Genomic DNA, 14,111 nt, shown 5'->3' on the forward strand with positions numbered 1-14,111 from the left:
GGCGGAATCCTTCAAGGCCAGCAGCCGTATAAAGGCTGCACATAAAGGCCGGACACGCGACTGCACTCGATATGGCATGTCAGAACGTCAGAAAATCGCACCGCAACGCGGGAGCCATCCACACGCGACGCTGACTGCGATGGGCGCCGGCCCGTCATGCTGCACCACCTGCCGGATCGCTTCACCTGCCGGCAAACCCGCGAGGCAGGCGAACGCGGGCGGGTAAGCGGGCTTGCATGGGGCTTGCTGGCGCTGCATGGAGCGCGGATGCGCATTGCTCTTTTTGAACCGGAAATCGCTGGAAACGTGGGCGCCGTTCTTCGCCTGGGGGCGTGCCTTGGCGCAGCGATCGACCTGATCGAGCCGATGGGGTTCACGTGGGACGACCGGCGCGTGCGAAGAGCGGCGATGGACTACATCGACCATGTGACCTTCGTCCGACATTCCGATTTCGATGCTTTCCGATCGGCTATCGGGCCGAGCAGACTTGTGCTGTTCACCACGAAGGCGCGGCAGTCCGCCTACGAATTCGAATTCCGGCCGGACGACGTCCTCCTTTTTGGGAAGGAGAGTGCCGGTGTGCCTGCATACGTTGCCGAGGCGTGCACGGCGGGCGTGCGCCTCCCCATGCGACCCGGCGTCCGCTCGATGAATCTGGCGATGTCGGCCGCGGTGGCGCTCGGTGAAGCGCTGCGGCAAACAGCGTCCCTGCCCGAACACATCGAATAGCCGCCGCTCAGAGTCCCATGGGCGCGCCAGAACCAGGGCGGCGCAGGAAAAAGCCACGCATGGCATGTCGGCGCGACGATTACCTTTGCAAGAGGGAAGTGCTGTGAGCGGAGTGCGCTACCTCGGGCTACTGTTGTGCCGGAAGAGTCGCCTGCCCAGGCACGGATCAGATTGCCCCGGTGTCCTTGAGAGCACGGATTTCATCGTCGGACATGCCAAGAAGGTTCCCATAGACGTCGGCGTTGTCCTGCCCGATTTCCAGCGGCGCCCGACGGCGGACGGCTGAAGGCGTGTCCGACAGCTTGGGAAACGCGTTCTGCATCTTGAACTTGCCCCATTCGGGATGCTCGACGTCGATGAGGGCTTCGCGTGCTGCGAAATGCGGGTCTGCAAGCATCTCCGGCGCACGGTAAATCTTGCCCGCAGGTATCGAGAACGCGATCATCGTGGCTTCGAGTTCATCAATGGTCAGCGTCCGGGTCCATTCGGCGATAATCCCGTCCAGCTCGCGCAGGTTTTCACCGCGCGCGACGTGGGTGGCATAGCGGGGATTGTCAGCCAGCTCAGGTCGGTCCATCGCCTGGCAGAGGCGGCGGAATACGCCATCTTGATTGGCGCCGATCAGATACTCCCCGTCGCTGGTGGGATAGACGTTGGACGGAGCGATGCCTTCGAGAATTGAACCCGACCTTCTGCGGATGTGGTCCGATACCATGTACTCAGGCACCAGGCTTTCCATCACCTGTAACACCGCCTCATAAAGTGCGCTGTCGACGATCTGGCCTTTACCGGTGCGCTCCCGCGCATGAAGGGCCGCAAGCGCGCCCATGCAGCCATAGGTGGCGGCCAGACTGTCGCCGATGGACACGCCCATGCGGCTTGGCGGACGATCAGGGTCGCCGACGATGTAGCGCCACCCGCCCATGGCCTCACCGATGCCACCGAACCCCGCGCGCGAGGAGTAGGGGCCGCTCTGGCCGTATCCGGACACACGCACGATGATGAGGCGCGGATTGATCTTGTGAAGGACGTCCGGACCCAGCCCCCACTTTTCCATTGTTCCCGGTTTGAAGTTCTCGATCAGGATGTCGGCATGCGCGGCAAGCCTGCGAACGATCTCCTGTCCTTCAGGCACACGCAGGTTCGCGCTGACGGATTTCTTGTTGCGGGCCACCACTTCCCACCACAGCTTGGCATCGCCGTGACCCCAGTGACGCATCGGATCGCCGCCGCCTTTCCCATTGAGGTGAGGCGGCTCGATCTTGATGACATCTGCGCCCATGTCGCCCAGCAGCTGCCCGCAGAACGGGCCGGCGATAAGCTGACCAAGCTCGACGACGCGGACGTCCTTCAGGGCGCCATTGTTCGTCATGTCCATGCTGTTCACGCCTCCTGCTTGCGTGTGGGCGGAAAAATGCCGGCGCGGCTAACCAGCGCCGGAAGGGGTTTGTTCATGGTCGCCTCGAGCCATTGCGCCTGTTCGATCGTGCGCGACAGGTCGTACCCCGTTGCAATCCCCGACCGCGCCAGCATGTAAAGAAGGTCTTCGGTGGCGATGTTGCCCGTCGCATTCGGAGCGAAGGGACAGCCCCCGATGCCGCCGAGAGCGGCATCCAGTGTCCGCGCCCCGGCCTCGACAGCGGCCCAGGCGTTGGCGATCCCCGTGTTGCGGGTGTTGTGAAGGTGTACGCGGACGGGAATCGCACCGATGACGGCGCGCACCCTGCGAACAAGGCGTGAAACCTGCGCGGGCACGGCCACTCCGATGGTATCGGCTAACGCGATCTCGCGCGGCGAAGCCTCGCAAAGGCGAGCCGCCATGGCCACCACTCGCTCCTCCGAAACCTCCCCTTCGAAGGGGCACCCGAACGCGGCTGCGATCGTAACCTGCCCGCTCCTTCCAGCACCGATCGCGGCACGGACGATCTGACCTGCGACGGTGACCGAGCCCTCGCATGTCTGGCCCTGGTTGCGCATCGCGAAGCTGTCGGTCGCAACGCAGACGGCGCCAGCTTCATCGATGCCCGCTGCCAGCGCCCGTTCCAGACCGCGCATGTTCATGACCAGCCCGATGTAGGTCACATCCGCACGCCGGGGGAGCAGGCCCAGGAGTTCGTCCGTACCGGCCATCTGCGGCACCTTGCGAGGATTGACAAAGCTGCCGACTTCGAGGCGCCGCGCACCGCAATCGATCAATCGCGTCACAAGTTCAGCCTTCTGCTCCAGGGACAGCAGAACCTTTTCGTTCTGGAGTCCGTCCCGCGGGGCGACCTCGACAATTTCAATCGCGGTGTCCGGCATCACTTTTCTCCGGGAAGACGTGATCTGATGCTATTGCGCGCCGAGGATCGGGACACGGCTTGCCGCCAGCTCCGCCTCAGCGACCTGTCCTCTGCATTTAGTATACAGAAGATCGTGGGTCAATCAGTATTGCAAGGCATACCAAACGTCGCCCAACCATTTTGCGTACAAAGATACTGCTAATGGAGGGCGCAGCCGCGCTCTGCCGACCCTTATCAGGCGCGGCATAACAGCCAGGGAGGCTACCCCCGGAAGCAGAGTATCAAATTGCGGTAGAACTGCGATCAGAGCGCGGCACTAAGGCCGCATGTGGGCCCAGCTTTCAGCGAAGGCGCGGGCGTTGCGGCCGATCTCGTCCGCAGTCGCTCCTGCCTTGTAAAGTGCCGAACCCAGCCCGAAGCCGTCCGCCCCGGCATCCAGCCATGGCTGCATGTTGGCGGGGGTGATCCCCCCGACGACCAGCAGGGGCACATCCTTCGGCAACACGGCCCGCTGCGCCTTCACAACAGCCGGGGTGGCGGCTTCGGCCGGGAACAGCTTGAGGCCGTTGGCCCCGGCCGCAAGTGCCGCGAAGCCTTCGCTCGGTGTAAAGAACCCTGGCAGGGACACGAGTCCACGGCTGACGCTTTCCCGGATGACCGTGCCGTCGGTATTGGGCGAGACGATCATGCGTCCACCTGCGTCATGAACGCGCCTAAGATCATCGACCGTCAGGACCGTTCCGGCGCCGACAAGTGCGTGATCGCCAACCCGCCGCGCCAGCCTTTCGATGCTGTGCAGAGGCTCGGGTGAGTTGAGCGGCACTTCGATGAGCCGGAAACCGGCTTCCACCAAGGCATCGGCGGCGGCTTCGATCTCATCCGGACGGATGCCGCGGAGGATGGCGACCAGCGGGAGTTGCGCGAGTGCGGCGGAAAGGTCGATCATGATAGTGCATCCCAGATGCGGGTGATACCGGCGATGAAAGCGGTTTCGCTGTCGACAGCGATGCAGGTGGCATCCGTCATGGCGATTGCGGTTGCGTAGAGCCGCGCCAGGCGACCTTCTGCAAGCAAGTACACCGTCTGCCCCGATTTCAGGCGTGCCCGGCAATCCGTTCCGATCAGGAGACCGCTGACGTAGGCCGCTGCCGTGCCCGCGGCCCTCCTACCAAGAACAGAGCCAGCGCGGACGGCGAAAAGGGAGGACAGCAAGTCTGCGCGCTTACTGTCTTCCACGCCGCGGCGAAACTCAGCGTCAGCCTTCCCCTCTCCCTGCATTTCGCTGCCGATGAGAGAATGGTCCTTCAGCAGGGCGAACATTTCGCCCGTCATGGCGGTGGTGAAATCCGCCAGCTTGCCGTCATGCATGATGGCCCACTTGGCATGGGTGCCGGGCTGGCAAAGCAGCGCATCCGGCGGCGCCAAGCCCTCCGCGACTGCGCCAAGGAACTGAACCTCTTCTCCCCGCATGACGTCCGGACGATCCGCAAGGTCACGGCAGACCCCCGGCACGATGAACACATCTTCACACGGCGAGACGAGCCCTGCCGCCAGATCCGCCGCTGATGCCGGGGCGGGAACGTAGCGGGCATCCACCCAGCCCCGGTTCGACCCGACCATCCCCGCCAGCAGCATCGGCAACGGCCCCAGCTCTGCCCTGAGCGCTTCAATTTTCGCGGGAAACGCGTCGCCGGAGACGGACAGAACGCCGAGACTGTCGCGGACGGCGGCCGTCGCCTGCCCATGCTCCACCCGATAGGCACGCCGATTGGTGGTGCCCCAATCGACCGCTATGAACGCGGCTCCGCTCATGATGGCAGCTCCGGCCGATCGCAGGCGCCGGGCCCGACGGCCATAAATTCGCCGGCGCGAGTCCCGGACGCGCGAGACCGAACAGCGCCCGTGACCCCGACCACGGCCGAGACTGTGGCAGGGCTGACACTTCGCGCAAAGGCGCTGTCGATCGTCGCGCGTTTCATCGTATTTCTCAAGTCTCATGCCGGGCCGCACCGGCACCCTTCGGTCCGCTTCGTAGGATCATGCCCGCGCAGGCGCAAGCGCCAGGCGGCCGAGCCGGCGATGCAGGCAGGCTCTCACCGGGCGCCGGCATCTCCGCCAGTCGACCACTGTCCGCCGACAGCTCGCGAAAACCTCGCGAGCCGTGGATGATTTCGCGTCACAAGCAGGGGAAAGTCATGAATGAACACCCTTCCTCGGCGCTCATACGCGCGACGATCTTCGTACGTGATCTGGAAAAGGCTACGCAGTTCTATAGCGCCATGGGCCTGACAGAGACGTACTTCGAGGGGCAACTGGATCACCCCTCGGCCACGTCTATTCTGGGCTTCAACGACCCGCGCCCGTTCGAGATACGGATACTGAAGCGACCGGGTCCGAACTACGGAATGGTGGGCCTGTTCAAGCTTGCCAAAGGAACGACGAGCGAAGTGATCCCAGATGCCAGCGGGCCGGCGCGGATCGGTGAGGTGGCGCTCGTCTTCTATGTGCGCGACATGGACGGAACGATGGACACATTGCGCAGGCTCGGTGCCACCTGGATGCCCCATCCGCAGGTCTTCGCGATGGAGCACCGTGCACAACTGGAAGTGTGCATCCGCGACTGTGACGGTGTGCTCATCAATCTTGTCGAGATGGATCCCGCACAACAGGAACGGAACCGGCCGGAACTGGACTACGCCTGAAGCCTGCCGGACTCCGCCCCGGCGGCGCCCGGCAGGCGAGGGATCAAAGGCCCAGGACGCCTGGCCCGACGAGCCCCTTGGGATCGAGAGCGGACTTGATGGCCTTGACCAGTGCCCGGGGCTCCTCTGCCAGTCGGGAAGCATAAGGATAGGCCCGGCCCAGCTGGAAGTGCAGCGCGCCATGAGCGTCGTAGAGATCGACGAGTTCACCCTTCAGGCGATGGACGAACTCACGCGCTGGCAGATTGGCCGGGAATGTCGGCAGGCTGGCCAGATAATCCGCGGGCACCGACTCTGCATGGTAGGCCGTTTGCTCATCCGGCCAGTACAGCGCAATCTCATAGAGGAAGCCGCTGGACCCCACCGTGGAGTACATCCCGCCGCCCCATACGCCGTGCTGTTTCATGTCGGCGGCGCGCTCCGCGTAGAAACTCTGAAGAGCCTCGTGGAATCCACGCACCCGATCGTGCGCCATGACGCCGTGGAGCGGCACCCAGCGCTCGCCGTTCGGCCCAAGCGTGTTGTATAGCGGTGCGAAGGGCATGCCCCTCACCACCGAGGGAACGGTGGCGACGATCTCGCGGCCGAGATCAGCCGTCAGGTCGCGCAGGCGCTGCAGCCTCGCCCGGCACTCGGCGTCGTCGAAGCCTTCGACGATGTAGTGCGTCATGTAGTTCGACGCGGAGATCTGGCGACGAGCCAGAACACCGGCTGCAGCGACTTGCCTGAGGCCCGCGAGCACGGAGGGTGAGCTTTTCACGATGGACAAGGCCATCGCCAGCTGGCCCCCGGCGCGCTCCTGCTTTGCGATCTGCCCTTGCGACAGTGCGGCATCTAGCGCGAAGTGGGAGTCCTCCACGCGTTCCATCGCTATGCGACGCATCGACTCGTGCATCTGCGCGAACTCGGCGAAGGCGAACGACAGCACCCGGTGCGCCGGCTTGTTACGCAGCAGTGGCAAGGTCACACGGGCCTTGAGGCCGAACACCCCGCAATCGCCCGTAAACAGGCCGGTGAGGTCTGGCCCAGCGTGGCGGCCGAACGGCTTCTCTCCCATTCCGCCGGTGCCTGTCCGCAGCAGGCGCCCATCAGCCAGCACGATGTCGAAGGCGAGTGCGGATTCCGCCGATATCCCCCAGGCGCCCGAACCGTGGCTGATCGAGTTCTGCGACATCGAGCCGCCGACCGTCGCTGCAATCCCCGAGAACGGTCCACGAAACGGGGTGCGCAGCCCCTTGGCTGCAAGTGCGTCGGACAACTGAAGCCAGGTCACGCCCGCTTCGACCGTCACGTAGCCGTTGAATTCGTCGATCTCCACGATCCGGTTCAACCGGCTCATGTCGATCAGAAGGTGAGAACCGTCGACCGCGTTGTACCCGTCGGTGTAGGAGGCACCACCCCCGCGCACGGTGAAGCGCACGTTCGCCGCCGCGGCCTCACGAACGACCGCTTGCAGTTCCTCGACCGTGCCCGGCCGCACGACGGCTCCGGGCAGCACTTGCGAACGGTAAACGTCAGTCGCAAAGTATGAAATCCGCGCTGGCTCGGTCAGGAGATTGTCGGCGCCCACGATAGCGGAGAGCGATACCCGCGCGCTGGAATTGTTGCTGATCACTCGCGTCACCTTTCCGCGATGGCATCCAGGGCGGCGAAATAGCTCTCCGTCGTCTCCTTGCCGGCAGCCTCGGCCGCTTCCTTGCGCACGAGGTAGAACATGCGCTCAAGCATGGCCTGCCGACGGGCTTCACGCTCTTCAAGTGCGGCATCGTCAAGCACGAGCGCCTGGATTTCGGCCCTCGCATCGATGCTGTGCTTCGCAAGCACCCGCTGGGTCGCGTCCAGCTGGTCTGCAAGGACCGAAACCCTCTCCGGCAAGGACCATGATCATGCCCATCATCTGATCGAGCGCCGGATCCTGGTAGAACTGAGGCCGCTTGCCCCGTGCATCACGCTTCATGACTGATTTCGCTTCCTAGTAGATCGATGCCGGTTTTCAGGCGGGCTTTTGCGCGATGAGGACTTCCCAGCCACCACCGGGTGCGAACTCTCCGGCCGTGAACTCACGTTCCGCAACGTCGGCGGCCGAGTCCTCGGTATAGCCGGCGCCGGCATACTCCATGACAGCCATGGGCGCGGTGTCGAAGCGGACGGATTCCGGATCGAACCCCGCCTGCTTCGCCATGGCGACTTGATCGAGATCGCGCATCGCGCCCCAGAACGGCTCGTTGTTGTAGTAAGTTTCGTTGTCCAGGATGAACTGCGTGAACGGATCCATCAGATCGAACGGCGGAAGGTCGGCATGGATCATCAGGCCCCCGGGCTTCAGGACGCGGAAGCACTCCTCCAGCACACGGGGCATGGCCTTGCCGCTGGTTTCATGCAGCAGGATATGGCTGACCACGAGATCGAACGAGGCGTCCTCGAACTCAGTCTCTTCCGCGTTCATCTGCGCGAAGTTGACATCGAGGCCGAAAGCACCCGCGCGGGCGTGAGCGTAACGCACCATCGGGCCACCCACGTCGATCCCCCAGATCTCGGCTTCAGGAAACAGTTCCTTGTACGGCAGGGTGGAGTGGCCCACCGTGCAGCCGAGATCGAGGATCCGCTTCGGCTTGAAGTCGGGCATCTTGCGCTTGAGGTAGTTCACCACCGAGCGCCCCATATCGTCGTTGAAGGGGCCGGTGTAGCCCATCGAGTAGAGGTACACGCCGCGATCGTACAGAACGCCAAGGGACACGCCGTCGGGATCTTCGGGGTCGCCCGCGTACCCGCCGGGCATGCAGTGGATGTCCAGCGCGGAGACATAGCGGGGAACCTGGAAGTTCTCAGGAACACGCAGCTCGCCCCGGTTCTTCGCCGAATTTTCCGCCGCCGCCGCACGAAGCGCGTCCTCCTCCCGCTCGATGGAATCGATCACGCTATCCCAGAGCAGCTCCTGGCTGATCCGATTGACCGCCGCATAGTGGCGAAAGTAGTTGTCCGACACCATCGCTTTGCGGATGTCATGACGGTCCTTCGGCGACCGCCCAGCCTCCTTTTCGAAGCGAGGCGCAGCGCGACCGGCGTAGACCGGCTGAAGACCCGGCAGCAGTCCCTGCTGAATGAAATGCTTCAGGCTCTTGGCGAACTCCTGCCGTGAAGCTTCTTCCGGGGTGGGGGTTGGCAGCACGGCGTGAAGCTGCTGCTGAAAGGTGTTAAGCATCTGGGGTTCCCTGGCGACGTGTCACGTAAACTATAGCGTCCGGGTGCGGTGACGTATCGGCTAAAGCGGAATCTCCACTGCTCGGAGAGTGTTCCGGGGCACTCCCCTCACAACCACTTTCCCGCCGTGTAGCCACCATCGACGGGGATCGCCGCACCCGTGACGAAGCTGGCTGCATCGGACACCAGGAACGCGATCATTGCCGCCACCTCAGCCGGCTTTCCAGCCCGGCGAAGAGCATGAGCCTGGAGGTTCGCCGCCAGAACCTCTTCCAAGCCCGCCTCCGCAAGAAGAGCGGTCATTCCGGTCTCGATCAAGCCGGGGCAAACGCAGTTCACACGTATTCCGGCATCGGCAAGGTCCACGGCCATGCAGCGGGTCAGCTGAACGACTGCGGCCTTGCTGACGGAGTAGGCGACGCAATTATCGCGGGCCACAAGGCCGAAGGTAGAACCGACGTTGACGATCGCGCCGCGACCTCGAGCCCGCATCGCGGGCAGTACGGCGCGACATCCAAGGGCCGTACCCCGCAGGTTCACCGCCATGATCCTGTCCCAGTCCTCCAGCGCGGTCTCCTCGAGGGCACCGAGGCCGCCGACGCCGCCACAGTTGACCAGCCCGTCGACGCCGCCCTCTCCCTCCAGTTCAGCCACAAGGGCGCTCCACTGCGTCTCGTCCGCAACATCGAGGTAGCGGCATCGTGCGTCGGCCTGAGGCGCGATATCGGCACGGACGACCGCCCGCCCGGCAGCCTCGATCGCCTCAGCGGCTGCAAGGCCAATGCCGGACGCCGCTCCGGTCACGATCACAATGCCGGTGGGCGCTGCTGACGTTGAAGCGGACATTGTGAAAACTTTCAGATTCGAGTGTCGTTCGGCGACAAGCCCTCGTCGCCAGCGGATCGCGCCGTGAGCCGGTGCTCCCGCCGCAACCGCCTTCCCGCGCAACGCCGCGCCGGTGCGTCAGCGGGGAGTCGCTGCCTCAGACGACGGCACAGATCGTTTTCGTCTCGAGATAGTTCTCGAGCGCTTCACGCCCACTGTCACGACCGTAACCGGATTGCTTGACGCCGCCGATCGGCAGGCTCGGATCGTACATGGAGTGGCAGTTGATCCAGACCGTTCCTGCCTTGATCCGGGAAGACAGGCGGTGCGCACTGGAGAGCGATTCCGTCCAGACGCTGGCAGCGAGTCCGTAGATGCTGTCGTTCGCCATTGCGACCACCTCGTCCGCGTCCTCGAATTTCTGCACCGCAAGAACCGGCCCGAACACCTCCTCGCGAACGATTTCCATCCCGGGCCTGACATCGGCGACAACCGTGGGGCTGATGAAGGTGCCAGCAGGACCGAGGCGCTCGCCGCCTGCGACGATAGCCGCTCCCTCATCCCGTGCAGCGGATATGAAACCACTCACACGCTCGGCTTGGCGCGCATTGACCAGGGGACCCATCTGCGTAGCGGGATCAAGGCCGTGTCCCAGGCTGAGACCCCCGGCATAACTGGCCAGCCCTTCAACAACCTGGTCGTAGATTGAGGCATGGACGTAGGCGCGCGATCCCGCCACGCACACCTGTCCGGCATTGAAGAAGATCGCGTTAGCGGCACCCGGGATCGCGAGTTCCAGATCGGCATCACCCATAAGTATGACCGGAGACTTGCCGCCCAGCTCGAGCGAAACCCGCTTCAGATTGCCCTTAGAAGCATCCAGAATGGCCCGGCCCGTTGCCGTGCTGCCGGTGAACGCCACCTTGTCCACATCGGGATGCCCCGCAAGCGCCGCGCCCGAGACAGCCCCGCGCCCAGTGATGATGTTGAACACGCCTGCCGGAAGACCCGCTTGCGTGATCAGTTCACCCAGCCGGATCGCCGTGAGCGAAGTGTCCTCAGCTGGCTTGAGCACGACCGCACAGCCAGCGGCGAAGGCCGGCGCCAGCTTCATAGCGGTCAGCACCACGGGCGAGTTCCAGGGTACGATCGCGGCGACCACGCCGACGGGCTCGCGCACGGTCCAGGCGCGCATTTCCTTGCCGGCGGGCTGGTAAGTGATGGATGGCGTGATGGTCTGCCCCTCGATCGCCATGGCCTGCCCGGCGAAGAAGCGAAACTGGCTGACGGCGCCCGGTATCTCGGCCCAGCGTGCCACGTAGAGCGGCTTGCCTTGATCCAGCGACTCAAGTTCCGACAACTCGTCGATGTTGGCTTCGATTAGATCGGCGATCTTCCACAGGATGCGTGCTCGCTCTGCCGGTGGCGTGGCAGCCCATGCCGCCTGCGCCGAACGCGCCGCGGCGACCGCTGCATCGACATCGTGCGCGGTGGCATCAGGAATTGTGCCTATGACCTTACCGCTTGCCGGATCGATCGTTTCCAGAACACCGCCGCCGGTCGCGCCGCGCCACTCACCGGCAATAAGCATCCGGGACACCTTGGGCGCCTCCAGCCTGGCGGCGATGGCGGAACTTTGAGGCTTGGGATCAATAAGCATCGGTTTTCCAATTCTGCGGGCCGGGACGGCCGATCTGCTGTGCATGCTTGTGCCACATGCCCTGCCCAGGCAGTTGCCATCAAGGCCGACTGTTCGCAGCGCGGACAGAGCAGCGCGCGCGGAGCGCCTCTCCCGAAACTCGCCTGCCGGCGGCAAGCCCGGCACCACGTCCGGTCCTGATGTCCGCCCGGCGGCGAAGAGGGTGCGCTGCTGCCATGGGACACCTGCCGCGCATCAACGGAAGAGTCTCGGCAGTCGCCGGTCCGTCGAGACTTCTTCCGGTGGGCCGCTTTCGCCTAGTTGACGAGCGCCGGCATGTGTACGGCGAAGTCCGTGCGATTGATCTCCTCCGTGATCGCGGCCGCCGTCGCCTTGAGATCGGGAAGATGACGCTCCACGGCCTCGCCCTGCTTCATGGCAGCCGCGAAGTAGATCATCGTCAGAGCCGCTTCGAACTTGCCGTCCCGGAAGATCGGTACGGCGAGCGAGGAGGTCTTGCCAGGGGTCAGGTTGTGCTGGCCCCAACCGATCGCTGCATACCCTTCGTCGCGGATCTTGTTGAGGGTGTTCACCGAAACGTAGGCGGTCTGCTCCTGCTCCCCGGGTGAACCAACCAGCGAAACCCAGTCCATGACCTTGTCCAGCTGTTCCGCCGTCATGTGCGCCAGGCAGACTCGCCCCGACGCGCAGTCCATCAGCGGGAGGCGAAAGCCCGGATAGTAGCGCTCGAAGGTGAGGGATGTGTTCGCATGGGTGGAATCTCGCACCACCATGTGCGTGCCGATCCGTACAGTGAGCGACACCGGCCATCCGATTTTCTCAGTGAGGGCCTTGATGTGGGGGCGACTCTGCTCGACAAGAAGGCTGTCCGTCTGAAAACCTTGCGAGAGCGACTGCACAAGAGCCGTAGGGCGGTAAAACTTGCGTGCAGGCTCCTGTTCCACGAGACCCTCATGCATGAGGGTCTGCACAATCCGGCATGCCGTCGGATAGGGGATGCGACCGCGCTTGGCGATCTGCATCATCGAAAGTGAGCCCATCTGATTTATTTCCTGAAGAATGGAAATTGCACGGCAGACGGCCCGGATCGGTACTCCTCGTTCCATAGCTTCACCCCAAACGCGTATTATTGATCGGACCTCTCCTCCGACGTTTGTGAAGCTATCGTTACAGTGATGATTTCCGTCTGGCGATCGACGCTTTATCCGCAGGGTGGATAAAGCGTCGATCGCCGCGCAACCAGAACAACGCGACTGCGTTCGAGCCGCCTCTCGTTGCCTGCGCGGCCAATGGAGCGAACATCACCTTCTAGAAAATGGCACTGGCACCTGAAGGCGTGTTCGCCCCCTGGGGTAGCGACACCTAAGCGGCGGCAAGAGCATCCTCTGCCGATATCGAAGCGCTACCGCCCTCGCGTGCCGCGAACCAGGAAACCGTGTCACGGATCGTATGGCTCAATGGGCGCGGGTGCCAGTTCAGTTCCCGCCGGGCCTTTCCGCTATCCAGTTCCTTGAATACATCGGACAGATACATCGCATCGGTGCTGACGATGTAATCCTTGCGGCGCAGAAGCTTCAGGATGCCCTCGATCACAAGGGCCAGGCCATAGCCGACCTTGTACGGCACTATCCGAGGGGGCTTGTTGCCTAGATACCCGGCCGCCATGGCGTAGAAGGCACGGTTGCGAACATATTCGTTCGCTATGATATACCGTTCGCCCGCCCGCCCGAACTTCTCTGCAAGGAGCGCAGCCTTCGCAGCATCGCGGATGTCCACCGTAGGCTGCCCGACATCGAAGCCGATCGGCGTCTTTCCACTGGCCACCTGCCAAAGCGCATGGTTGTGCGGCGTTGGTTGATAGTCGTCCGGGCCGTAGGTGTTCGCAATGCAGAGCGCGACACCGGGTAAGCCCCTGTCCCTGCAGAACTCCAGAAATCGGTTCTCCGCATCGAGTCGAGCGCGGATGTATGTCGGAGCGCGCTCCATCCAGTTGAACGGTATGTCTTCCGTCACGGGACCATTCGCGTTTATGCCCAACGTTCCCATTGTGCTCGTGAAGATGAAGCGCCGGACGTCGGCCTTCAGCGCGACCTCCATGGCATTGACCAGACCATCGACGTTGTTGCGGTAGATCGGTGCGGGATCGGTGAGCCAGAACCGGGGATCGACAACGCTGTAGAAAACGGTTCCGCAACCCTCCATGGCCCTTTCAAGGGAAGCGGGGTCAAGCACGTCTCCGAAGACGATCTCTACGGGTAGCCCTTTCAGCGCGTCGCGCTTGCTGCTCTGGCGCAACATGACGCGGACCTTGCGCCCTTCGGCAACGAGCTGGCGAACGATATGGCTACCCACGAACCCGCTACCGCCGGTAACGAGAGTGGTGAGGTCTTCACTATAGCTCATATTCGTCCTCGATCCGCCGCGTGCGCATGGCCTGCTGCGTGAGACGGTAGGGCGAATGCAGGTCGGCTCCAACAGGACCCGGCTTCATTTCGCCCCTGCGTTCATTGGTTCGGGACGATTGACCTCTGGTCCGGGGCCGTGATCAGGCCACGTTGCCCATCAGTGCGATGGCCTGGTCTTTTGTGATTACTTCGGCGTATTTCTTGGAGAGGTCGAAGAGGTTTGCCTGGTGTGGGCGTTCGTCGCGCTCGCCGCAGGCGTCTGCGACCACGAGGGGGACGAAGCCGTTCTGCAGGGCGTCGAGGGCGC

General features: G+C 63.5%; 14 protein-coding genes. 2 read left to right on the forward strand and 12 right to left on the reverse strand.

What is annotated here, in order from left to right:
- Nucleotides 1-267: 267 nt before the first annotated feature.
- On the forward strand, nucleotides 268-729 hold the full coding sequence (locus C2R25_RS14990) for a tRNA (cytidine(34)-2'-O)-methyltransferase (RefSeq protein WP_103729993.1): 462 nt from the start codon (nucleotides 268-270) through the stop codon (nucleotides 727-729).
- A 166-nt stretch (nucleotides 730-895) separates the two neighbouring features.
- Here the strand turns inward: C2R25_RS14990 and C2R25_RS14995 are convergent, their stop codons facing one another.
- The 4 genes from C2R25_RS14995 to C2R25_RS15010 form a co-directional block, all read right to left on the reverse strand.
- Nucleotides 896-2,107: a CaiB/BaiF CoA-transferase family protein gene (locus C2R25_RS14995; RefSeq protein WP_103729983.1), complete on the reverse strand. Its 1,212-nt coding sequence runs from the start codon at nucleotides 2,105-2,107 to the stop codon at nucleotides 896-898.
- Between the two features lie 5 nt (nucleotides 2,108-2,112).
- Nucleotides 2,113-3,030 carry a hydroxymethylglutaryl-CoA lyase gene (locus C2R25_RS15000; RefSeq protein ID WP_103729984.1) on the reverse strand — a complete coding sequence of 306 codons (918 nt, stop codon included), beginning with the start codon at nucleotides 3,028-3,030 and terminating at the stop codon, nucleotides 2,113-2,115.
- Nucleotides 3,031-3,327: 297 nt separating this feature from the next.
- On the reverse strand, nucleotides 3,328-3,957 hold the full coding sequence (locus C2R25_RS15005) for a 2-dehydro-3-deoxy-6-phosphogalactonate aldolase (protein ID WP_103729985.1): 630 nt from the start codon (nucleotides 3,955-3,957) through the stop codon (nucleotides 3,328-3,330).
- Nucleotides 3,954-4,823: a 2-dehydro-3-deoxygalactonokinase gene (locus C2R25_RS15010; protein WP_103729986.1), complete on the reverse strand. Its 870-nt coding sequence runs from the start codon at nucleotides 4,821-4,823 to the stop codon at nucleotides 3,954-3,956. The genes C2R25_RS15005 and C2R25_RS15010 overlap by 4 nt, the downstream gene beginning before the upstream one ends.
- A 383-nt stretch (nucleotides 4,824-5,206) precedes the next feature.
- Between C2R25_RS15010 and C2R25_RS15015 the strand changes: the two genes are divergently transcribed.
- Nucleotides 5,207-5,713 carry a VOC family protein gene (locus C2R25_RS15015; protein WP_103729987.1) on the forward strand — a complete coding sequence of 169 codons (507 nt, stop codon included), beginning with the start codon at nucleotides 5,207-5,209 and terminating at the stop codon, nucleotides 5,711-5,713.
- Between the two features lie 43 nt (nucleotides 5,714-5,756).
- On the opposite strand, the gene C2R25_RS15020 is transcribed toward C2R25_RS15015, so the two are convergent.
- The 8 genes from C2R25_RS15020 to C2R25_RS15055 form a co-directional block, all read right to left on the reverse strand.
- Nucleotides 5,757-7,328, reverse strand: a complete 1,572-nt coding sequence (locus C2R25_RS15020; protein WP_103729988.1) for an FAD-binding oxidoreductase — start codon at nucleotides 7,326-7,328, stop codon at nucleotides 5,757-5,759.
- 5 nt (nucleotides 7,329-7,333) lie between these two features.
- Nucleotides 7,334-7,588, reverse strand: coding sequence for a hypothetical protein (locus C2R25_RS15025; RefSeq protein ID WP_233204039.1), 255 nt, complete (start codon nucleotides 7,586-7,588; stop codon nucleotides 7,334-7,336).
- A gap of 118 nt (nucleotides 7,589-7,706) precedes the next feature.
- A complete protein-coding gene (locus tag C2R25_RS15030) occupies nucleotides 7,707-8,915 on the reverse strand; it encodes a class I SAM-dependent methyltransferase (protein WP_103729989.1) in 1,209 nt (402 codons plus the stop codon).
- Nucleotides 8,916-9,022: 107 nt separating this feature from the next.
- Nucleotides 9,023-9,760 (reverse strand): SDR family NAD(P)-dependent oxidoreductase, encoded by a 738-nt coding sequence (locus C2R25_RS15035; protein WP_103729990.1) that lies wholly within the window; start codon nucleotides 9,758-9,760, stop codon nucleotides 9,023-9,025.
- A gap of 136 nt (nucleotides 9,761-9,896) precedes the next feature.
- A complete protein-coding gene (locus C2R25_RS15040) occupies nucleotides 9,897-11,330 on the reverse strand; it encodes an aldehyde dehydrogenase family protein (protein ID WP_103729994.1) in 1,434 nt (477 codons plus the stop codon).
- A gap of 365 nt (nucleotides 11,331-11,695) precedes the next feature.
- The gene (locus tag C2R25_RS15045; RefSeq protein WP_103729991.1) at nucleotides 11,696-12,505 is read right to left on the reverse strand and encodes a helix-turn-helix domain-containing protein; all 810 of its coding nucleotides are present in this window, start codon (nucleotides 12,503-12,505) and stop codon (nucleotides 11,696-11,698) included.
- Between the two features lie 256 nt (nucleotides 12,506-12,761).
- A complete protein-coding gene (locus C2R25_RS15050; RefSeq protein WP_103729992.1) occupies nucleotides 12,762-13,802 on the reverse strand; it encodes an NAD-dependent epimerase/dehydratase family protein in 1,041 nt (346 codons plus the stop codon).
- A 142-nt stretch (nucleotides 13,803-13,944) separates the two neighbouring features.
- Complete coding sequence (locus tag C2R25_RS15055) at nucleotides 13,945-14,097, reverse strand: isochorismatase family protein (RefSeq protein ID WP_255400466.1); 153 nt, start codon at nucleotides 14,095-14,097, stop codon at nucleotides 13,945-13,947.
- Nucleotides 14,098-14,111: the final 14 nt, after the last annotated feature.

Source organism: Novosphingobium sp. HII-3, assembly GCF_002916655.1.
GTDB lineage: Bacteria > Pseudomonadota > Alphaproteobacteria > Sphingomonadales > Sphingomonadaceae > Novosphingobium > Novosphingobium panipatense.